The following is a 19,415-nucleotide window of genomic DNA, read 5'->3' as shown; positions in this document are numbered from 1 at the left end:
CCTACGTGACACCGAGGCATGTCAAACACTCGTCGTATTTATGTAGCCCATACAGTAATCGAATTTATACGACAATGTGATAATGGTTTCAACGATGCCACCGGTGCTCGACCCGGTCAGACTCCCGTATCTCCTCGTGTTCGGCGGGGTGACGCTGGCGTGTTTCGGGCTCGCTACCGTGTTAGCCCGCCAGGGAACAGCCGCGGGTGAGCGGGAGTTGACGGCGCTGTTCGTCGCTATCGGCTGCTGGAACGCGTGTTCTGTCGGGCTGCTTCTCGTCCCACGGCAGTTCGCTGTCCGTCCGCTGTTTGCCGGCTCCCTGCTGATGGCCATCGTCGTCTCGGTCGTCTGGCTCCGGTTCGCACAGGTGTACTGCGGACAGGACCCGCTGCCGATACCTGGGCGGAGATATCTGGTCATCGGCGCGTTGATGGCGGCACTCGTGCTTCCGATAACGAACTCGCTCCACGGGCTGGTCTGGACCGACATCACCGTCCAGTACCGCTACAACATCCCCGTCTTCCTCGCCGAGCGCGGTCCGGCACACCACGTACTCACGGGTGCGTCGTATCTGTTCACCTTCGCCAGCGTCCGGTGTCTCGCGATTCGATTCTGGAACGCGCGTATCACCCGTCCCGCGATTCTGTCGGTGCTCGTCGGCTTCGGTCTCTCCATCTCCGCGAACCTGCTCCCGGTCGTGAGTGACCTGCTCATCGAGTACCCGCCGGCCGTCACCGCCGGCGGGGGTGCCTTCGGCGCGTTCGGCGTCCTCGTCGCCGTCCGGTCTGACCTCTCGGGGACGGTCTCTATCGCCCGGCGGTCCGTCTTCGATACGCTCGCCGACCCCGCCGTCGTGGTCGACACCGGCGGCCACGTGCTGGCAGCCAACGAGGCCTTCGTACAGACGTTCGGTGACCCGACCACCGGAGAGCCGTTCACGGCCACCAACCCGGGGCTCGCCCGCCAGCTCGACGCCGACGCCATCGACCGACAGACGGTACAGGTGGACGGGGAAGACGACGCCACCCACTACTCGGTCATCGCCTCGCCGGTCGGAGTCGACGGGACGCGCGGCCGGTCGTTGGTCTTCCGTGACATCTCCGACCTGCGGTCTGCGACCCGGCGGCTGGAACGCCAGAACGAACACCTCGATGAGCTCGCCTACTCCGCGGCCCACAATCTCCGGAATCCCCTCGGAGTCATCGACGGCTACGCGGGGATGATACGGTCGGAGCTCGACGACGTCGACGACCCGTCGTTCGACCGCGACCGCGTTCAGGGGCACGTCGACAAGGTCGCCGCCAACAGCCAGCGGATGGAAGAGATCGTCACTGACCTGTTGTGCGTCACCCACGCGAGCAAGGCAGACGGCGAGCGGGAGTGGGTGTCGCTCGGAGCACTGGCGGAGGCCGCGATGGACGCCGTCAACGGCGTCGAGAACCTGCGGCTCACGGTCGCGGAGGACGGAGAGGTACGGTCGAACCCGGAGCAGTTCGAGATGCTGCTCTCGACGCTGGTGCGGGCGAGTCGCGACCGCTCCGGTGACGAACAGGTGTCCGTGCGGCTGACGGCCAGCGAGGACGGCTTCGTCTTCGAGGACGACGCCGAATCAATCGACGAACAGGACGCCGAGGTGTTTCTCTCGTACGGGTACGCGACGAAGTACCCCGGCACCGGGCTCGGGTTGGCCGTCGCGCGTATGCTCGCGACGAGCCACGAATGGGAAATCGACATCGACGGAAGCTACGACGGACTCCGGGTCGTCGTCTCGGGGGCAGCCGTCCGGCCGGCGACCGACACGCGAAGCTAAAGACGGGCGAGCGAGTCGATACGGGCATGCAGGCCGGGTCGCGCCGCGCAATCGTCAACCCACAGAGCGGGACCGGAGACCACGCCGACTACGCCGAGCGGCTGCTCAGAGGGCGCGGCTACGCCGTCGAGCAGACGACCGGGCCGGAGGACGCCGTCCGATTCGGGCGCGAAGCCGGCGCTGACGGCGTCTCCGAACTCGCCGTCTGTGGCGGCGACGGTACCATCAACGAGGTGTTGCGCGGTCTGGCCGACAGCGACGCGCTCGGCGAGCCGACGGTCGGAGTCGTTCCTTGCGGGACGGCGAACATCCTCGCGGACGCGCTCGGCATCCGCGATCTCAGACACGGCGTAGAGCTGGCCGACAGCGGACCGGTCCGGGAAATCGACGTGGGGGTCGCCGGCGGGAAGCCGTTCGTCGTCTCCTGTATCGCCGGGTTGCCGGCCGACGCGAGTCTCGCGGCCTCCAGCGACCTCAAGTCCCGGTTCGGCACGTTCGCGTTCGTCGTGACTGGCGTCCAGGAGGCGCTCGGCTTCGACGGCATCGACATCGAACTGGCGGCGACCGTCGCCGGCCGGACGGAGACGTGGGAGGGGGAAGCCACCTGCGTGCTGGTCGGCAACGCGCGGAAGTTCATCGAGGAGGGGGGCCAAGCCGACATGGAAGACGGGCTGTTCGACGTGGCCATCGTCGACAAGATGCCGGCCGGCAATCTGGTCGCCGAGGCGGTCGGCCACCGCGTGCTCGGGCAGGAGACCGACGGCGTCACCCACATCCGGGCGAGTGAACTCACCGTCACCGGGCCGGAACCGATTACCTTCTCGCGGGACGGGGAGCTTGCGACCCACGAACGGCTCGAGCTGACGAACGAGAAACGACTGTTGTCACTGCGCGTCGGACCGACGTACGACCCGACGCCGGGGTAGTCGGATTGCGGGAAATACGAGGCGAAAGCCTCGCCCTTCAGGGCGGGGAGGATGTCAATCCCAGGCGGCTTCGAGCACGTCCCGAAGCTCCGTCTCCGTCGCGTCCAGTCCCGGCGGCGCGTTCGCCATGAGTCCGTCCTCGTAGGTGATTTCGGCCGCGCGGTCGAGCGCGGACTCCTCTACAGCGGTGTCGGCGAGTCGGCTCGGTAAGCCGAGTCCGTCGCGGATTTCGGCGACCGCTTCGACGGCACCGTCGGCTGAGTCGACCCCCAGCCCCTCGGCGAGAAGGTCACGGCGACCGTCGACCGCCGAGAAGAGATACGAGAGCGCGTGGGGGGCAACGGCACCGTGGGCTGCCCCCTGCTGGACGCTGCTCACGGCCGTCAGCCCGTGGCCGAAGGCGTGGATGAGCGAGAGCGTCGACTCGCCGCCGTTGGAGATGCCGTACTGCGCGAGCATGATGCCGGCGACGGCGTCAGACAGCACGTCGATGTCGTCGGTCCCGCCGCCGAGTTCGGGGAGCGACTCGCGACAGAGCCGGAGCGCGTGAATCGCGGTCGCGTCGGTGACGGCGGTCGCGTTCGCGGCGTAGGTCGTCTCAACGGCCTTGTCGAAGCCGTTCATCGCGGAGGCGGCGAGGATGCCGGCGGGCGTGTGGACGAACAGTTCGGGGTCGTACCACAGCCCGATCGGCATGAGTCGGCGGTCGCTGAGCCCGCCGGCGACGCGCTCGTCGAGCGCTCCCGACTCTGGACCGGCGGTGATGCCGGCCATCTGTGAGAGGTCGGCCCCGGCGAGGGTCGTCGGGACGGCGAGAAGCGGCGGCAGGTCGCCGTCGGGAATCGGTATCGTCCCGGTGTCAGCGAGCGCGCGGGCCGCATCCGAGAGCGACTGCTCGCTCGCGGTCAGGACGGCCGCGGCCTTCGCCACGTCGAGGGCAGAGCCACCACCGAGCGCGAGGAACGCATCGGCGTCGGTCTCGCGGAAGCGGTCGCGGGCGGCGGCGGCCTCGCTCAGGGTCTTGCGCGCACTCGTGCCGGCGAAGGTGCCGGCGTGGCGGTCACCGAGCCCGGCTTCGACCGGGTCGCGCACCTCGGGGGTCGCGCCGACGCTCTCGCCACAACAGACGAGCGCGCTGTCGATACCCTGTGTCGTGAGTTCTTCGGCGAGCGTGTCGACGGTGCCAGCACCGAAGCGAATCGTGCCCGGGTGGTAGTCGAATCGGAACGGGGACGGCGTGTCCATGTGGTGGTCTCTCCCGCCGGCGAGAAAACTGTACCGCGGGTGGAGAGACACAACAGATAACTGCGTTGATGTGTGTCACACGGTATGAACCGTCAGCGCGTCGTCGCCCTCCTCGCTGTCGGCGTCCTAGTCGTCGGGCTCGGGGTCGCCGCCGGCGCGCTCGACTCGCTGGAGCGCGAACGGGGCGGGGAAGGCGTCGGGACAGAAGCCGGCGGGGGCGTCGAGCGACAGGACGGGCAGTTGCGTACCGACCCGCAGACGACGACGGACACGATTGCCTCGATACCGCCGGTGGTGAAGCAGGTGCTCGCGGTGCTCGTCGCGGTACTACTCGTCGTCAGTACGGTCGACATTCTCAGACGACACGGCCCGAAGGCCGTCGCCGCGGTCGTCGGGACCTTCGTGCTCGTCGCGCTCGTGCTTCAGACGATGGAAGAGGGGAATGTAACTCCTGGCGAGGGCGGCAACCGGACGAACGTCTCCGTCGGCGGCGATGCCGGCGGCGTCGTCTCGACCGGCGAGACGGTGTCACAGGCGACGGAGCCGCCCGTCATCCTGGGTGGTATCATCGCGTTCCTCGCGCTCGGGGGCGCACTGCTGTTTCTGTTGTCGGGACGGAGCAGCAAGACGACGACGCCGGAGCCGGAACAGCCCGCGCTCGACGCTGACGCGGAGACCGTCGCACAGACGGCAGCCGAGGCGGCAGACCGAGTGGCCGCCGGCGTCGACGTGGACAACGAGATCTACCGTGCGTGGGAGGAGATGACCGCGGCCCTCGACATCGACCGCCCCGAGTCGGCGACCCCGTCCGAGTTCGCCGACGCCGCGGTCGAGGCCGGCTTCGACCGCGAGGACGTGGCCGAACTCACCCGGCTGTTCGAGGAGACGAGATACGGGGAGTACCCCGTGACCGACGACCGCACCGACCGCGCAGAGCGCGCGCTCCGGAGCGTCGAACGCGGGGGGGCGGAATGAGACGACTGCTCGCGGTCGGTGTCGTGGTCGTCGCGGTCGGACTCGTGGCGACGGTCGCTCCGGGAGTCGCTGACTTCGTGCCGGCGGACGGGCTGAGTTCGCTCGTCGGCTTTCTCGCCGTGCTCGGCGTCATCGGTGGGGTGACCCGGCGGGCGCGTGCAGACCCGGACACCCCGGACCTGCCGACGCTGGAGACGGTCGCAGTCGAGCCGCCCGGAAGCCAGTTCGACGAGCAGGTGAAGACGGCCGCGACCGGGGAGACGCGCCGCGCCGGAAAAGACGAGACCGCCGTGCGGACCCGCCTCCGCGAGGCCGCGGTCCAGATGCTCGTCCGGGAGGGCCACAGCGAGACGGCCGCAAACGAACAACTGCGAGCGGGAACGTGGACCGACGACCCGGAGGCAGCGTCGTTCTTCGTTCCCAAGGACAGCGAGATACCCCAGAAGCTGCTGGCGGAAGCACGGACCGACGTGAAGGGTCGGCGGTCGGTCCGGAGTCTGTTCGCCGAGACGACCGTCTTCGAGCGGAGCACCGAGCGGGTCGTCGCCGTGCTGGACGAACGGCTGTCTGAGACCGCGGCGATGGGGGCAGGCGACGTGACAGATTACGGTCGACCGGAGAGGGGGGTAGGTGCGGCCGAATCCGAACGGACGGACGCGACAGTAGATGCGGCCGAATCCGAACGGACGGACGCGACAGCAGGTGCGGCCGAATCCGAACGGACGGACGCGACGACAGGAACCGACGGCGACGAACGGAGCGACGACGGAGCCGCGGAGGGGAGACCGTGACGGTCACCGCCGACCGCGAGACGCTGCGGTGGGTTGGCGTCGGTGCCCTCGCGTTCGCCGGGCTGACCGCGGCCGTGATTCTCGACGCGCCGGGACCGTTGCTCGTGTCGGTGTTCGCGGTCGCGGCAGGCGGGCTGGCGGCGGCGAGTCGTCCCCCGGAGGTGGACCTCGCCATCGAGCGAGCGGTCTCAGAGCAGTCGCCCGGACCGGACCAACAGACCACGGTGACGGTGACGGTGACGAACGAGGGACGCGGGCCGGCGACCGACCTGCGAATCCTCGACGGGGTGCCGCCGGCGCTCACCGTCGAGACCGGGTCGCCGCGACACGCGACCGCGCTCCGGGCCGGCGAGAGCGCCAGCTTCCAGTACGTGCTCGCGACGCGAGTCGGTCTTCACCCGTTCGGGCCGACGACTGTGCTGGCGCGCGATGCGACCGGCACACACGAACGCGAGTACGAGCAGATGGCGTCGGGAGCCACGGAACTCAACGTGGCTCCGACGCTCGATGCGCGGACGACGGTTCCGCTGCGGACACAACAGACTCCCTATGCCGGGGCGCGGACGACGGACTCCGGCGGCTCGGGCGTCGAGTTCCACGCGACGCGCGACTACCAGCACGGCGACCCCATGTCCCGCATCGACTGGAAGCGCGTCGCCCGGACAGGTGAGTTGACGACCGTCTCGTTCAGACAGGAACGGGCCGGGTCGGTCGTGCTCGTGGTGGATACGCGGGCCGACTCGCACGTCGGCGCGACCGACTCGGCGGTAGCGCGGTCGCTGGAGGCGGCGGCGACGACCGCCGGCAGCCTCCTCGACAGCGGCGACCGGGTCGGGGTAGCGACGTTCGGACCGGGGTCGGCGTGGCTCGCACCGGGCAGCGGACCGGCACACCGGGCGCGGCTTCGCGAGGCGTTCGCGACGGATTCCGCTTTCGCGGCCGCACCTATCGAGGACGAGGACTTCCTGCCGTGGCTGGCGCGCCGGCGACTCCGGCGGCGGCTCTCTGGTGGGACGCAGTTGGTAGTGTTTTCGCCGCTGCTCGATCCGTTCATGGTGGAGTCGATTCGCCGGTACGAGGCCCACGGCTACCCGGTGACGGTCATCAGTCCCGACCCGACGGGGCGGGAGACGACGGGCCAGACGCTGGAAGCCGTCGAGCGGTCGCTGCGGCTGTCGCGGCTGCGCGGTGCCGGCGTCCGGGTGGTCGACTGGGGGGACGAGCCGTTCGAGACGACGCTGGTCGGCGCGAGCCGGCGGTGGTCACGGTGAGTGCGAGCGCGGAGTTCGAGCCGGGGGTGCCGATGCTCACGCAGGGGTTGGTCACCGGCGGTGGGTTCGTGACCGCGCTTCTGTTGGTGTCACTGCCGGTCGCCGCGCTGCTTGCTCTGGTCGGGGTCGTCGCGTGGACGGTGGCGGTGCGGCGACACAGCCCGCGTTATCTGGACGGTGGCGCGGGAATCGTCGCGCTGTCGCTGGTGACGGCCGGCTTGGCGGGCATCGAGCCGCCGGTGCTCGTCCTCGCGTCGGGGGCCGCGTTCGTCACCTACGACCTCGCGTCGACGGGGTTGTCGCTGGCAACACAGGTCGGAACTCGCGCCGAGACTCGACAGGCAGAGGTTGCACGACTGGGCGTCACCACCATCGGGGCGGCAGTGATTGCCGGGATGGGCTACGTCGCGTTTACGCTGGCGTCGGGGTCGGTGTCGCCGGCCGCGGTCGCACTCATCTTCGGGGGCGTGTTGCTCGCGGAGCTCGCGCTTCGGTAGCTCACATATCCCACGAGGTGTCGATTTCGACCGCCTGCCCGAGCTTGATTTTGAGCGCCTCGTCGGGCGGTCGCTTGCCGCGCGTCTTCTGGATTCGCAACAGCGTCTCCGGCTCGATGCTGTCGTAATCGACCGTGAGCCGGAGGATGAGGTCCGCGGCACGCAGCGTCCAATCACGCGTCGTCGGCAGGTCGTTGCCCGCGACCGCGTGGAGAAGTCCGACCGAGTCCATCATCGACTTTGCCGTCGGCATGAGCCTCTTTCTGGTGACGGTGTCGTTCGTCTTCTTGTTCGTGCCAACGGTGTTCTCGCCGTTCGAGGTGGCACAGGGCCAGCCGCTCGCGGCCGACCGCGCGGCGACGCGGCTCGTGGACACGATGCTCGCGGGACCGGACCCGGGGACGCTCGCGCCGGCGTGTACGCTCGGCTTCTTCGCCGACGTGGATACGCCCGGCTGCGTCTACGACAGTTCCCGGTCGCTCGGTGACGCGCTCGGCATCGGAAACGAAAACGTCCGCGTCGCGGTCCGCGAGGGTGGCGAAGTGGTCACGCTCGACGGAACCGTGGCGACGACCGACGGTCCGCGTGCACCGTCGGACCCGCCGACGACGCTGGAGCGCGGGCAACCGGCGGGTGAGATACCGGAGCGGGCGACGACGGTGGCGCGGCTGGTCACCCTCGACGGCCAGCAGGTCCGCGTGGAGGTGTCGGTGTGGTGAGCCGCGGCCAGACGTGGACGCTCGAAGGCGTCGCCGCCTCCGTACTCGTGTTGGGTGCCGTCGTCTTCATCCTCCAGTCGTCGATTATCACGCCGCTGTCGGCCTCAACGACGAATCAGTATCTCGAAGAGCGCCAACAGGACCTCGCGACGGACGTGTTGTCGGGAGCCGCGAGCGAGGGAGAGCTCCGCGAGGCGCTCCGCTACTGGAACGAGCAAGACCGGGTGTTCCACGGCGCTGGCGAGACCGGCTACACAAGCGGTGCAGAACTCGCGGCCAGAGATATCCGATTTGGTTACACCCTAAGGGATGCATTCGGTGGGCGCGGCATCACGTACAACGTCTACATCCGGTCACCGATACCCGAGGAATCACCGGCGTCGATGCCGGCCGGCGCGGGGCGGTACGGGAGCGAGCGCCAGTCGCTCGTGTATCAGGGCGCACCGTCGGATTCGGCCGTCTCCGCGAGCACGCACGTCACGCTGTACGACGACGACGTGCTACTCGATTCCAACGGCGACGCGACAACGGCACGGCTCGACACCGCCGACTTCTACGCCAACGAGGCCGCGGTCGGCGACGACACGATATACACGGTCGTGGAGGTGCAGATCGTCGCATGGCAGTCGTGAGCGAGCGCGGCCAACAGCTGCTCATCGGCGGGTTAGTGTTGGCTATCGCGCTCACCGCGCTCGTCGTCGTGCTCAACGCCGCGCTTTACACCGACGATCTTCAGACGCGCGACGCAGCGGGCCAGACCCTCGCGGCCGACGACTACGAGGGGGAGCTGTCGCGTGAACTCGGGCGGACGCTCGACCGAATCAACGACCGGCGCGAAAGCGACCGGAGCGTCGTCGAGCAGGCGGTTCTCGACGCCACGTTCGCGACGAACGACCTGCTCGGCCGCCAGTACGCGAGCGGGCAGGCCGCCTACGCCAGCGTCGACCCCACCCGCATCGAACGGGGTATCGTTATCGAGCAGGATGCGACCTGTGTCTTTACCGCATTGAACACCGACTGTGGCGGGACGAGCGAGCGGCCCGTCACGCCCCGATTCACCTACGGCGACGACGACGGCGACAGTTGGGTCCACGCCACCAACGAGAACCTCCAGCTCGACGCCTCGGCGACGGAAGATTACAACGGGACGAGCGGCGACCTCTCGTACGACTGGACGCTGACTGAGGGCACTGATACCATCACGAAAAGCGGCGAGACCCCGAGCGGCTTCACGCTCCCCGAATCCGGCTTCTGGGAGGTGACGCTCACCGTGTCCGACTCGAACGGACCGGACCGGGAGACGACGGCGTGGGTCGCCGCACACGCGGCCGACGATACGAGTGAGGTGCCGCCTCGCGCGCGATTCTCGCACTCGCCGACGGTGCCGGTCGCGACCGAACAGGTCGCCCTCGACGCGACGGCGACGACCGACGGGAACGGTGACATCACAAGTTACGACTGGTGGATCAAGGGACCCAACGGGACGGTCCTCCCCTCACCACCCAACGGAGAGACGACTAGCTTCACGCCCGCAGACGCCGGCGACTACATCGTCGCGCTCGACGTGAGCGACGCGACCGGCAACACCGACACGCTCCGCAAGACCATCACCGTCGACGAGACCCTCGCGAACGGGGGCGGACGCACCGGTGACATCGACGGCGACGGCACGGACGAACCACCGTTCCGCGTCGCGCCGATGGCGGGCGACCGCTACTTCGCGCTCGGTGAGGCGGGTGCGACCCCCGACTCGCCCGACTGGACGCTCGCGGAGAGCGCCACCGCCCGCCAGTTCGAAATCGAGACCGACGACATCGACTCACTCGCCGACGTGCCCGACTCCTCCAGCGACGACGCGGCCGCCATCGCCGACACCTTCCACGTCGAACTCACCGGCCAGGAGGGAGAGACGTGGGCGGTCCACATCTTCGAGAGTTCGACGAGCGGTCAGTTCACCGTCGCGACGATTGCGCCCGACGGCACGGTCGACATCCGCCACCGCTCGAACGACCGCCTCTCGGTCGACGTGACCACCGGCGAGGTGAACGGGCGACAGGTGTTCCCGTTCGCGCCGGGGCTCTCACAGCCGGCAGATATCGCCTTCCGCAACGGCGACCAGATTGCCGGCAGCTACGAACTTACGCTCGCGACTGGGACGAGCGCGAGCACCGACGTGCAGACGGCGAACTTCTATCCGCCAGAGGGTGACCGCCAACCGTACGCCGCCCCGGCGGTGTACGCAGTCAACGTGCCGGCGACGTACGACACGGCCGAACTATCCCGGCGCGGTGTCGTCAGGGTCGCACCCGACGAGCCGACTGCGTACGGTCGCGGCATCTCGCTTGGCGTACCCGAACCGTCATACACTGACCGCGATGAAATCGTCTACGTCGCACCCGACGGCGGTGTGAACACGCTCCGGTCGATTACCCCGGACGGCACCATCACGACCTACGATGCGACTGGCGTGCAGGCTATCGGCCCGAAGCAGGTCAATATCGACGCCGACGACGTAGCCGAGATTCCATACGTCGCAAGCGACGGCTCGCTCGGTATCGTGGACGCGAACGGCGAAAAGCAGACGCTGGTGTCTGCAAGCGCCCCCGAGGCCCCCGACACGACACAGACGCTCATCGGTATCGACCGCTGGAACGGGCAGTTCTCGGTCCTGTACGCGACCGCGAACGGGAACGCCTACCGCGTCGACGCGGCAGGTAACACCGCACAGATTGGACTGGACCCAGGTGGAAACGGCGTCGGGGCAATCGGCGGCGTCACCGACATAGACGACGACGGGACGCCGGACATCCTCTTTGCGGACACGAGCCAACAGCTCCGGTTCTACGAGGCTGGCGCGAGCGACAACGTCCTGGTCTCCAACGGTGGCGTGGGGCAAAACAACGGTATCGGAATGGGAGCGGCCCGCGACTTCGACCGCGACGGTATCGACCGCGCGCCCATCGTCGACAGCTCCGGGAGCCTCCGGCTCATCAGCGAGACGACCGGACGGAGCGGACAGCTCACCTCGGTTGCACAGAAGGCACCCGCGACCGGCTTCCAGTGGGACGAATCCACGACCAACCGCGAAATCATGTTCGTCGCGCAGGACACCAACGACGCCGGAAACACCATCTACGTGCTGGCGTACATTCCCCCGGATGGGGGCGAGCCAGCGGCGATCGTGACCGACTCGAACGGTGACCCGATTCAAATCGTGCAGGGGACGGGGGTGGCCTGACGTGCGCGAGCGCGCCCAGTCGTCGACGATCGGCTACGTGCTCGCCATCGGGGTTGCGACGCTGCTCATCACCGGACTCATCACCGGCGTCGGCACGTTCGTCGAGGGGCGACAGGAACAGGCCATCCGCGACCAGCTCACCGTCGTGGGCGAGCGGGTGGCGTCACAGCTCACCGCGGCCGACGCGCTGGCGACCCGCGAAGGGACGGTGTACGTCGAGCCGGCCGTCCCCGAGCGGGCCGTCGGGATGAACTACCGGATTAGACTCGACGCGAGCAACGAGCAGCTGGTGGTGTCGACGGCCGACCCGGCGGTCACGGTTCGGGTCCCGGTCTCGACGACCCGGCCGCTGGTCGACTCGACGACACGGGGGACGGACCTCGCGGTTCGGTACGACGGGAACGGGCTGTCCGTTGGTGAGACGCGATGACGGCCGACGAGCGTGGCGTCTCGGAGGTGCTCAGCTACATCCTCGTGTTCTCCGTCGTGGCGGTGACCATCGCGTTCGTCCTCGGTGACGGGCTGGGGGCAGTCACCACGACACAACAGAACGCCCGTATCGACGCCGCAGAAAGTGGCGTTGCCATCCTCGATAAGAGCGTCGAGACGGTGTACCAGACGGGTGTCCCCCGGCGCGCGACGGAGCTGAAACCGAACGGAGGGACCCTCTCCGTGGGCGGGCGGCTCGACGTTGACATCGTCGTCTCGCAAGGTGGGACCGACCTGTTCGATTACGGGTCGGCGAGCAGTCGCTTTACCCACACCATCGACGACCAGTCGGTCGGGCTGGCGCTCGGCGCGCGGTTCCGCAGCGGGCCGGGCGGCGTCGGGATGACGGCCGACCCGCCGTTCCACTTCGGCGACGAGCGGACGACTCTCCCGGTCGTGTTATTGACCGGTGCAGACAGCGTCTCCACCGGCTCACCGGTCCAGATCGTCGCCGCCACTCAAAACGAGGAACTGCTCGACCACCGGACCGCCGGTCCGAGCGCGGGGACGCCATACACCGTCGAGGTGGCCATCGAGACGACGCCGGAGCGAGCGGCCGCGTGGAACCGATACTTCCAGCGCGAGGGACTCACCGCGGTGGACGACGACCCGACCGACGGGACGGTCGTCTACAGTCACGAGACCCGACGGCTCATCATCGAGGAGTTCACCACGGCGCTCGACCTCCGCTAGGACTCCTCGACGACGACCGTGTTGCGCGAGACGTGGAGATACGAGAAGATCGTTACATCGCTGTCGTACGCCGGCATTCCACTGGCGGCGAGGTCGTAGTGGATAGTCGACCCGGACCTGAGGTCGGGTTTGCCCACGGCCATCGCGCCGAATATCTCGCTTTCCGACCGCATATCCAGCGAGGAGCGGTCACCCGGCGCGTAGAAGATGCCGACGAACCGCGACTGTGAGGACATCGTCGCGGTCAGGTCGTCGGTGCCGTAGAGCCAGAACCGCGGTGACGCGTCGTCGAGGACGGACACCTCGCCGCTGCTCATGCTCACGCTGCCGCCGGTCGTGTACACTCTGGCGGCGTTGTCGTTGTTGCCGGCGACCGCGATTTCACCGCCGTTAGAGATGTCGATGTTGCCGGTGACCGCGAGCGTGACCTCCTCGTCTGTGGACGGTTCGAGCGTCAGCGTGTGCCCGTCCAACTGGAGTTCCCCGTCGATGTAGTAGGTGCCGGCAGAGAGCGTCACGTCGCCGTCACCGGCGAGCGAGTTGTCGGCGAGCGCGGCGACATTGCTGTTATTATTATCGTCGCGCGCGCTCGCAACGCGTTGCGTGACGCGGCCGCCGGGGCGTTGTACCTCGACCGGCTGTTTGATGACCTCGCCGTTGCGAATCTCGGCGTTTCCGTTGACGTTGACGTAGTTCCCTTCGGGGACGATGACGTCACCGTAGACGGTGACGCCACCGCCGAGGTTGACGTTGCTCGTCGCGACGATACGTCCGTCATCCCGTTGGCTCTCGGAGTACGGCCCCTCCGTGGAGTCGTAGCTGTCGAGGAAGGTGGGCGAGCCGCCGCCGCCCTTCAGGTTGAAGCCGGAGGTGCCGGTTGCCGCCGCGCCGTAGAAGATGCTGTTGTCGTACTCGGTCGTGAGGGTGACACTCGCCGTCTCGGTCGAATCGTCCATGGTCACGTCACCGCCGACCCAGCGCTCGAAGTAGCGCCCCCACGCGCGGTAGTAGTCGCTTTGCACTCGGACGGTGAGTTCGCGGTCTTCGACGGGGTTGACACCGCTTTCGGGGGAGGGATACGTCGTCTCGCTACCGCCGGAGGCGAGCCGAACGGTGTCGCCCGAGAATCGCGCCGGGAGGTCGGCTGCGGTCACGCTCACGACGGGGATGGTGAGCGTATCGTCGTTAAAATCGAACTCCGGAGGCGAGACCATGCGGGCGTAGCCGTCGCCCTGTCGCCAGACCCCGCCACCCTGATACGCGAGGGTGTCGCCGTCGGTGGCGTACTCGACTGCGCCGAGGGGTTCGTCCACCAGCGTCTGGGTGGTCCCGTCGTCTGCGGTCGCGATGACGGAGATCGAACCGCCGTCGGAGACGGTGATACTGTCGGCGTTACCGATACCGACGGTCGTCGCCTGGCCAGTCTCGCCGAAGGCGACGAGGGCGGCCGCGGAGTCGAACTGCGCGGCCGCGATGCCGGCACGCTCCTCGTTGGCCTGTGTGCGCGACTCGTCGAGCGTGTACACGGCCGCGCCGACGGTCGCCGTCGCGGCGGCCACGGTGATGGCGATAACGAACACCGTTCCGAGCGTCGACGATTGGCCCCGCTCGTTCATACATCGTACACGGCGTCAACGGTGATAACGACAGGGGCTTGTTTCAGGACGTGAACACACGCCCGTGACAGCGCGTCTCGACATCGAACACGACCTGCCGCCCGACCTCGCCGACGCCCTCGGCGACGACCGCCGCAGCGTCGGAACGTTGTACAACGAACTGCAGGACCTCACGGCGGAGGCGTTCCGCGACCGCTTCGGCGACGTCTTTACCCGCCTCACCGAGGCGGTCCCGGCCGACGTGGAGTTCGTCATCGTCGCGCTCGGACTGGGGGTCGACACCGACGCCGACCCGTTCGTGACCGACGCCGGCGTCGTCGCCGTCCACGAGCCGAAGCCGGGCGGCAGCGTGGAGACGCTCCACTTCGTCGGCGACCACGCCCCGACCGACACCTTCGTCATGCTCCCGATTCGGCCCGGGGACTGTCCGCCGGGGTCGAGGCGACCGATTTCGGAACTCACACTCGAGGAGTTCCGCGAAGTCGTGAGCGCGATGGTGTACAAGCGGTTCGACCTGCTCGATTCCGATGTCGACGCCTACCGGGATTCGTATCTCCGGCCGCTGGTCCGGGGCGTCGAGGCGTACGCGTCGAGTTAAACCGCGGGCAGCGACAGCGTCACCGTCGTCCCGTTCTCGACGTCGACGTGGAACTGTCCACCGACGCCCTCGACGGCCCACCTGACCAGCCACAACGCGATACCCTGCGTGTGTTCCAGTGGCGTCTCGGAGCCGGTCATGAGCGCGCGGCGCTCGATCTGTGGCATCGCCTCGCCGTCGTCGTGGACCCGGAGTTCGACCACGTCGTTCCGGTCGACGACGGAGACGGTGATCTTCGAGCCGTCCCCGCTGCGGTCGATTGCGTCGTCGAACAGCTTTTTCAGACAGAACTCGATTTGGTCCGGACAGACGGCGACGGCAGACTCCGGCGCCACCGTCTCGACGTTGGCCTCGGGGTAGATGACTTCCAGTCGCGGGACGGTCTGTTCGACCAGTTCGGCGAGGTCGCACTGTTGGCCGGCCTGTCCGTCGATAGCGGTGTCGTCGCCGAACTTGCGAACCGACTCGGCGATGTCTAACAGGTTCTCTGCGGCCGCGGAGATGCGCTCGCCCGCGGACTGTATCGTCTCCGGGTCGCTGTCGGGTGCGTCCGTCAGCGTCGCGGCGTGGCCGGCTACCACGTTCAGCTTGTTGCGGAGATTGTGACGCAACACCCGGTCGAGCACGGAGAGTCGCTCCTGTTGGCGGCGGATGTCGGTGATGTCGCGCGCGACGACGATGACCCGCCGACTCCCCTCCAGCGTCTCGGGCCGGAAGCGGAACTGGTAGGTGTGGCGGTCACCCGGCAGCGTCAGCTCCTGTTCGCGGGTCTCATCGCGGGCGAGCGCGAGCATCAAGCTGTCCATCAGCTCGCCGGCCTGCTCCTCGTCGAACAAGCCCGTCACGGCGGTGTCGGTCGTGTCGGCACCGAACACCTGTGCGGCCGCGTCGTTGGCGTACTCGATGGTTCCCGCGGGGTCGAGCACGAGAATCGGGTCGCTCACCGACTGGACGATTCGCTGGTGGCGCTGGAGGATTCGCTCTCTGGCCTTTCGCTCGGTGATATCCCGCTGGAAGCCGATGAAGTGCGAGATGCTGCCGTCTTCGGTGACGGGGACGATTTCGAGTTCGTTCCAGAACGGCTCGCCAGACTTCCGGTAGTTCAGAATCTCGACGCTGACCTGCTCGCGGGCCTGAAGTGCCTCCCGCAGTTCCGTGCGCGTCTGCTCGTCGGTGTCGGGTCCCTGCAGGAACCGGCAGTTGCGCCCGAGCACGTCCTCGCGGTCGTAGCCCGTCATCTCGAGGAAGCCGTCGTTAGCGTAGACGATTGGATGGTCGTTGTCTGCTTCGGTCATGATGATACCGGTTTCGGCACCGTCCATGGCCCGCCCGTAGAGTTCGAGTTGGTTGCGGCGGTCGGCTGCGAGCTTTGACTCCTCGCGCGTCTCCACCAGTGCCGAGACGCGCGTCTCGATTGCGCGTTTCGGGGCTGGAATCGACTGAATTGCGTCGACGGCCGTCCCGACCGCGTCGCCGTACTCTTCCCACAACGCCGTCTCGTCGCCTGTCGCGACGAGCAGCGCCGGTGCGGCTGTCGGCTGGCTGGCTGTCTTCCACGCTGTGAGTGCATCCCGAACTCGGGAGAACGCGCCGGCGTCGACGATACACAGGTCCGTGCCGTCGGGGACCGATCCGTCGAAATCGACTACGTCGTACTGGGCGAGCAGCTGTGCGAGCAGTTCGCGGTTCCGGTCGCTGTCGAAACCGAGGGTAATCCGCACCGCGCCGTCGTCCGTATCGGACCGGCGGTGCGTGTCCATCGGCTACTCAATCAGTTCTGGGACGCCGGTGAGGATACCGCGCCGGTCGGTAAGTGCCTCACCGAGAGTGGCGCCGTCGGTGTCGATACGCAGCTCGCGCAGCGACTGCTCGAAGTTGCTGAATCGCTTTTTGAGGACGCCGACCACCTTTCGAATCTCGCCGTCCATCTCCACGTACCGGAGGAAAATCATGTTATCGGCGAGATAGCTCACCCGCTCGTCGGTGGCGTCGAGCGACCCCGCCAGGCTGCCGACCTCGTCGATGAGGATGGTGGTGACGCCCATGCGCTTGAGATAGCGACACAACGTCATACCAACACAAGAAGGCTCGGATCTCTCAGCCGAATCGTAATCCCTAAACTCGCGCCCGGCAGACGTGCGAGTGAGCCGAGATAGCCTAGCCTGGCCAAGGCGGTAGATTCGAAATCTACTGTCCTCACGGACACGTGAGTTCAAATCTCACTCTCGGCGCTTTTCCGACGCACCGTAGCGAACTGGTGAGCGACAGCGAAGCCGTGAGCTACCCGCGTCGGTGAACGCTGCGTGAGTTTGAACGAGAGACGACGCGAGCATCGCGAGCGTCGTCGCGTAGTTCAATATCTCACTCTCGGCGTTTTGTCGTATCTGCCGAGCGACCGCCCTGCGTGTCGTCCCGACATCTCAACCGCTAAGTGCAGATGCGGCAAGCATTGCGCATGGAAATCGTCGAGGACACCCTCGGTGTGCCGATTGCGACGTTTCTCGCGCGTCCGCTGTTTGCCCACATCGCGACCGCGAGCCCGGACGGGCCGCGCGACTCGCCGGTGTGGTTTCTGTACGACGAGGAGACCGAGACCGTCTGGATCGACGCCGACCGCGCGTCCAACAGCTTCACCGACCGCATCGAGGAGGACGAGCGAGTGGCCGTCAGCGTCGTGGACTCAGAGCCGGCCCGCGGGCTCATCCAACACGTCGGTGTGCGCGGAACGGCGACGCTGGAGCCGTTCGACGCCGAGCGTGCAGGACGACTGTACGCGAAGTATCTGGGCGCGGGACGAGAGACGTGGGACGACCGTTTTCATACGTACGTCGAACAGCCGCCCGACTCGGCGACGCTCGTTCGGGTAGAGCCGGAGACGGTGGTGGCGCGCGACCAGTCGTACCGGCCGGCACCGACCTACTGAGCCGGCTACTGGTCGTCGGGGTCGTCCTCGCCGGGTTCGACACCGCGGTTGCGAATCATGCCGCCGCGGAACGCCACCCACCCGAGCACGCTAATCATCAGGATAGGCGGCAGAATCATGAACCCCCACAGCGGGTCGAGTCCCCACTCTAAGAGGAGAATCACGTCGGCGACGCCGAGCGCGAGAAACGGGAGAATCCCGCGGAGCGCGCGCTTGCGGCTGAGCGTGAACTCCGAGCCGTCGCTTTCCATACGCTCTCTCGCGGCTACGCGAGCATAAATTCACGCTCGCGGTCACTCGACGTTGGCGAGCGACTCCTGCTCGCCCGGGTCGGGGTCCCGACGCGGGGAGACGCGCCGCCCGCCGACGACGTAGCCGTCGACGTCGCTCTCGTCCCACGGTGCGGCGTCCTGCACCCAGACCGTGCGCTCGGGCGGCGACATGATGCGCGCCCACTGGGCGGCGAGCGCCTTCGTGGCGAACGCTCGCCGCGTCCCGTGGGCGCGCACCCACCGGCCGGCGTCGGGCGACACCTTCCGGGCCGACCGCTTGATCTCCACGAGATACTCGTCGTCGCTCACACCCGATGTAGGCGCGTCTCTCGACAAAACAGTACGGATACGCCCGAAAGCACTTACCACCGTGTCAGCGAGTTTGCGTGTGCGCACCGCCCTCCTCCTCGTCGCGCTCGTGCTCGTCGCCGGCTGTACCGGCGGGCCGGCGGCGACACCGATCGAGACCCAGACGGACACAGCAAGCCCGACGCCCGACCCGATACCCGGAACAGCGACCGAAACACCCGAGACAGTCGCCTACGCCGACCTCTCCGAGACGGAGCAGGCGGTGGTCCGGGCCGCGGTGAACGGGACCGTCCGGTTCCTGCCCGACTCGCCACACGTTCCCGAGACGCGGTTCGGCCCTGATGCGGTGAACGCGTTCCACGACGTCGAGTACGTGCGCTACGACGGGACCCGGTACGAGGTGTCGCTCACGCAGGGCGACCTGTACGCGAGCTACGGCGTCGAAACCGAGGTCGCCGAACCCGGCCCGAACACGACAGTCGTCGACGCGGCGAACCTGAGCGACGGCGAGCGTGAGGTCGTCGCAGCGGCCGTCGACGGCGGCTACCACACGGAGTTAGGTGCCGACAGACCGCCGCTTCCGGACGCGGAGCACGTCCGCTACGGGGGAGAGACCTACCGGCTCCTGCTCGTGGTGGGCGACTACTGGACGTGGGAGCTTCGGCTCTCGCCGGCCTAGTCGACCGTGACGTGGTCGCCCGGTTCAATGTCGTCGGCCGCGCCCGCGGGGAGTTCAATGACGGTGTCGGCGACCGCTCTCCCGCGGCCGGTCCACGCCGAGAGCCGTGTCACCTGTTGGACGACGCCGTCGGTGAGCCACACGGCGTCGATGGCGAACGGGACGAACACCATGTGGAGGCCCCGTGTCGACTGGCCCGTGAACTTGAAGACGAGCGCGTAGTCGTCGGGAACCGACCGCCGGAACATCAGCCCGCGAGCGCGGGCGAGAAAGCTGTCGGCCACGTCGACGGTCGTCGCAACGGTGTCGCCGGACTCCTCGTGTACGACCTGCACGGCCGACTCTGTCGGCGACTCGGTATGAG

At 67.7% G+C, this 19,415-nt stretch carries 22 protein-coding genes and 1 tRNA gene; 15 read left to right on the top strand and 8 right to left on the bottom strand.

The window, feature by feature from the left end:
- Positions 1-94 precede the first annotated feature (94 nt).
- A complete protein-coding gene (locus tag DMP03_RS06185) occupies positions 95-1,810 on the top strand; it encodes a histidine kinase N-terminal 7TM domain-containing protein (protein WP_172967088.1) in 1,716 nt (571 codons plus the stop codon).
- Positions 1,811-1,836: 26 nt separating this feature from the next.
- A complete protein-coding gene (locus DMP03_RS06180; RefSeq protein WP_152119830.1) occupies positions 1,837-2,736 on the top strand; it encodes a diacylglycerol/lipid kinase family protein in 900 nt (299 codons plus the stop codon).
- 54 nt (positions 2,737-2,790) lie between these two features.
- Here the strand turns inward: DMP03_RS06180 and DMP03_RS06175 are convergent, their stop codons facing one another.
- The gene (locus DMP03_RS06175; protein WP_152119829.1) at positions 2,791-3,981 is read right to left on the bottom strand and encodes an iron-containing alcohol dehydrogenase family protein; all 1,191 of its coding nucleotides are present in this window, start codon (positions 3,979-3,981) and stop codon (positions 2,791-2,793) included.
- Positions 3,982-4,065: 84 nt separating this feature from the next.
- Here DMP03_RS06175 and DMP03_RS06170 point away from each other — a divergent pair, with 84 nt between their 5' ends.
- Genes DMP03_RS06170 through DMP03_RS06155 form a run of 4 tightly spaced genes read left to right on the top strand, consistent with a single transcriptional unit; the run spans position 4,066 to position 7,515 of the window.
- On the top strand, positions 4,066-4,956 hold the full coding sequence (locus DMP03_RS06170; protein ID WP_152119828.1) for a DUF4129 domain-containing protein: 891 nt from the start codon (positions 4,066-4,068) through the stop codon (positions 4,954-4,956).
- Positions 4,953-5,747, top strand: a complete 795-nt coding sequence (locus tag DMP03_RS06165; RefSeq protein ID WP_152119827.1) for a DUF7269 family protein — start codon at positions 4,953-4,955, stop codon at positions 5,745-5,747. Before DMP03_RS06170 ends, DMP03_RS06165 begins: the two co-directional genes overlap by 4 nt.
- Positions 5,744-7,018 carry a DUF58 domain-containing protein gene (locus DMP03_RS06160; protein WP_225870725.1) on the top strand — a complete coding sequence of 425 codons (1,275 nt, stop codon included), beginning with the start codon at positions 5,744-5,746 and terminating at the stop codon, positions 7,016-7,018. Before DMP03_RS06165 ends, DMP03_RS06160 begins: the two co-directional genes overlap by 4 nt.
- Entirely contained in the window at positions 7,006-7,515 is a 510-nt protein-coding gene (locus DMP03_RS06155) for a DUF7519 family protein (RefSeq protein ID WP_152119826.1), read from the top strand. The genes DMP03_RS06160 and DMP03_RS06155 overlap by 13 nt, the downstream gene beginning before the upstream one ends.
- Before the next feature lies 1 nt (position 7,516).
- On the opposite strand, the gene DMP03_RS06150 is transcribed toward DMP03_RS06155, so the two are convergent.
- Complete coding sequence (locus DMP03_RS06150) at positions 7,517-7,768, bottom strand: DUF7125 family protein (protein ID WP_152119825.1); 252 nt, start codon at positions 7,766-7,768, stop codon at positions 7,517-7,519.
- On the opposite strand from DMP03_RS06150, the gene DMP03_RS06145 reads away from it, so the two are divergent.
- From DMP03_RS06145 to DMP03_RS06125, 5 genes are read left to right on the top strand one after another with little or no spacing between them, the layout of a single operon-like run.
- The gene (locus tag DMP03_RS06145; RefSeq protein WP_152119824.1) at positions 7,767-8,234 is read left to right on the top strand and encodes a DUF7287 family protein; all 468 of its coding nucleotides are present in this window, start codon (positions 7,767-7,769) and stop codon (positions 8,232-8,234) included. The genes DMP03_RS06150 and DMP03_RS06145 overlap by 2 nt on opposite strands.
- Positions 8,231-8,866 (top strand): DUF7288 family protein, encoded by a 636-nt coding sequence (locus DMP03_RS06140; RefSeq protein ID WP_152119823.1) that lies wholly within the window; start codon positions 8,231-8,233, stop codon positions 8,864-8,866. Before DMP03_RS06145 ends, DMP03_RS06140 begins: the two co-directional genes overlap by 4 nt.
- Positions 8,854-11,472, top strand: a complete 2,619-nt coding sequence (locus DMP03_RS06135) for a PKD domain-containing protein (RefSeq protein ID WP_152119822.1) — start codon at positions 8,854-8,856, stop codon at positions 11,470-11,472. The genes DMP03_RS06140 and DMP03_RS06135 overlap by 13 nt, the downstream gene beginning before the upstream one ends.
- Position 11,473: 1 nt before the next feature.
- On the top strand, positions 11,474-11,902 hold the full coding sequence (locus DMP03_RS06130) for a DUF7266 family protein (protein ID WP_152119821.1): 429 nt from the start codon (positions 11,474-11,476) through the stop codon (positions 11,900-11,902).
- Complete coding sequence (locus DMP03_RS06125) at positions 11,899-12,654, top strand: DUF7289 family protein (RefSeq protein WP_152119820.1); 756 nt, start codon at positions 11,899-11,901, stop codon at positions 12,652-12,654. Before DMP03_RS06130 ends, DMP03_RS06125 begins: the two co-directional genes overlap by 4 nt.
- Here the strand turns inward: DMP03_RS06125 and DMP03_RS06120 are convergent.
- A complete protein-coding gene (locus DMP03_RS06120) occupies positions 12,651-14,270 on the bottom strand; it encodes a DUF7289 family protein (protein ID WP_152119819.1) in 1,620 nt (539 codons plus the stop codon). The genes DMP03_RS06125 and DMP03_RS06120 overlap by 4 nt on opposite strands.
- A gap of 64 nt (positions 14,271-14,334) precedes the next feature.
- Here DMP03_RS06120 and DMP03_RS06115 point away from each other — a divergent pair, with 64 nt between their 5' ends.
- A complete protein-coding gene (locus DMP03_RS06115; protein ID WP_152119818.1) occupies positions 14,335-14,868 on the top strand; it encodes a hypothetical protein in 534 nt (177 codons plus the stop codon).
- Here DMP03_RS06115 and DMP03_RS06110 read toward each other — a convergent pair.
- Entirely contained in the window at positions 14,865-16,628 is a 1,764-nt protein-coding gene (locus DMP03_RS06110) for a PAS domain-containing protein (protein WP_152119817.1), read from the bottom strand. The two genes, DMP03_RS06115 and DMP03_RS06110, sit on opposite strands and share 4 nt — an antisense overlap.
- Before the next feature lie 3 nt (positions 16,629-16,631).
- Positions 16,632-16,940: an ATPase domain-containing protein gene (locus tag DMP03_RS06105; RefSeq protein ID WP_152119816.1), complete on the bottom strand. Its 309-nt coding sequence runs from the start codon at positions 16,938-16,940 to the stop codon at positions 16,632-16,634.
- A 74-nt stretch (positions 16,941-17,014) separates the two neighbouring features.
- Here DMP03_RS06105 and DMP03_RS06100 point away from each other — a divergent pair.
- Positions 17,015-17,099 (top strand) — tRNA-Ser (locus DMP03_RS06100).
- 224 nt (positions 17,100-17,323) lie between these two features.
- Entirely contained in the window at positions 17,324-17,791 is a 468-nt protein-coding gene (locus DMP03_RS06095; RefSeq protein ID WP_152119815.1) for a pyridoxamine 5'-phosphate oxidase family protein, read from the top strand.
- Between the two features lie 5 nt (positions 17,792-17,796).
- Here DMP03_RS06095 and DMP03_RS06090 read toward each other — a convergent pair whose 3' ends face one another.
- A complete protein-coding gene (locus tag DMP03_RS06090; RefSeq protein WP_152119814.1) occupies positions 17,797-18,042 on the bottom strand; it encodes a hypothetical protein in 246 nt (81 codons plus the stop codon).
- Between the two features lie 42 nt (positions 18,043-18,084).
- Entirely contained in the window at positions 18,085-18,372 is a 288-nt protein-coding gene (locus DMP03_RS06085; protein WP_152119813.1) for a hypothetical protein, read from the bottom strand.
- A gap of 79 nt (positions 18,373-18,451) precedes the next feature.
- Between DMP03_RS06085 and DMP03_RS06080 the strand changes: the two genes are divergently transcribed.
- Positions 18,452-19,051, top strand: a complete 600-nt coding sequence (locus DMP03_RS06080; protein WP_152119812.1) for a hypothetical protein — start codon at positions 18,452-18,454, stop codon at positions 19,049-19,051.
- Here the strand turns inward: DMP03_RS06080 and DMP03_RS06075 are convergent.
- Complete coding sequence (locus DMP03_RS06075) at positions 19,048-19,386, bottom strand: DUF192 domain-containing protein (RefSeq protein ID WP_152119811.1); 339 nt, start codon at positions 19,384-19,386, stop codon at positions 19,048-19,050. The two genes, DMP03_RS06080 and DMP03_RS06075, sit on opposite strands and share 4 nt — an antisense overlap.
- Positions 19,387-19,415 lie beyond the last annotated feature (29 nt).

It is taken from the genome of Halosegnis rubeus (genome assembly GCF_009184545.1).
GTDB lineage: Archaea > Halobacteriota > Halobacteria > Halobacteriales > Haloarculaceae > Halosegnis > Halosegnis rubeus.
Note: the sequence above shows the minus strand (reverse complement) of the source record. Positions and strands in the feature narration are given on the sequence as shown.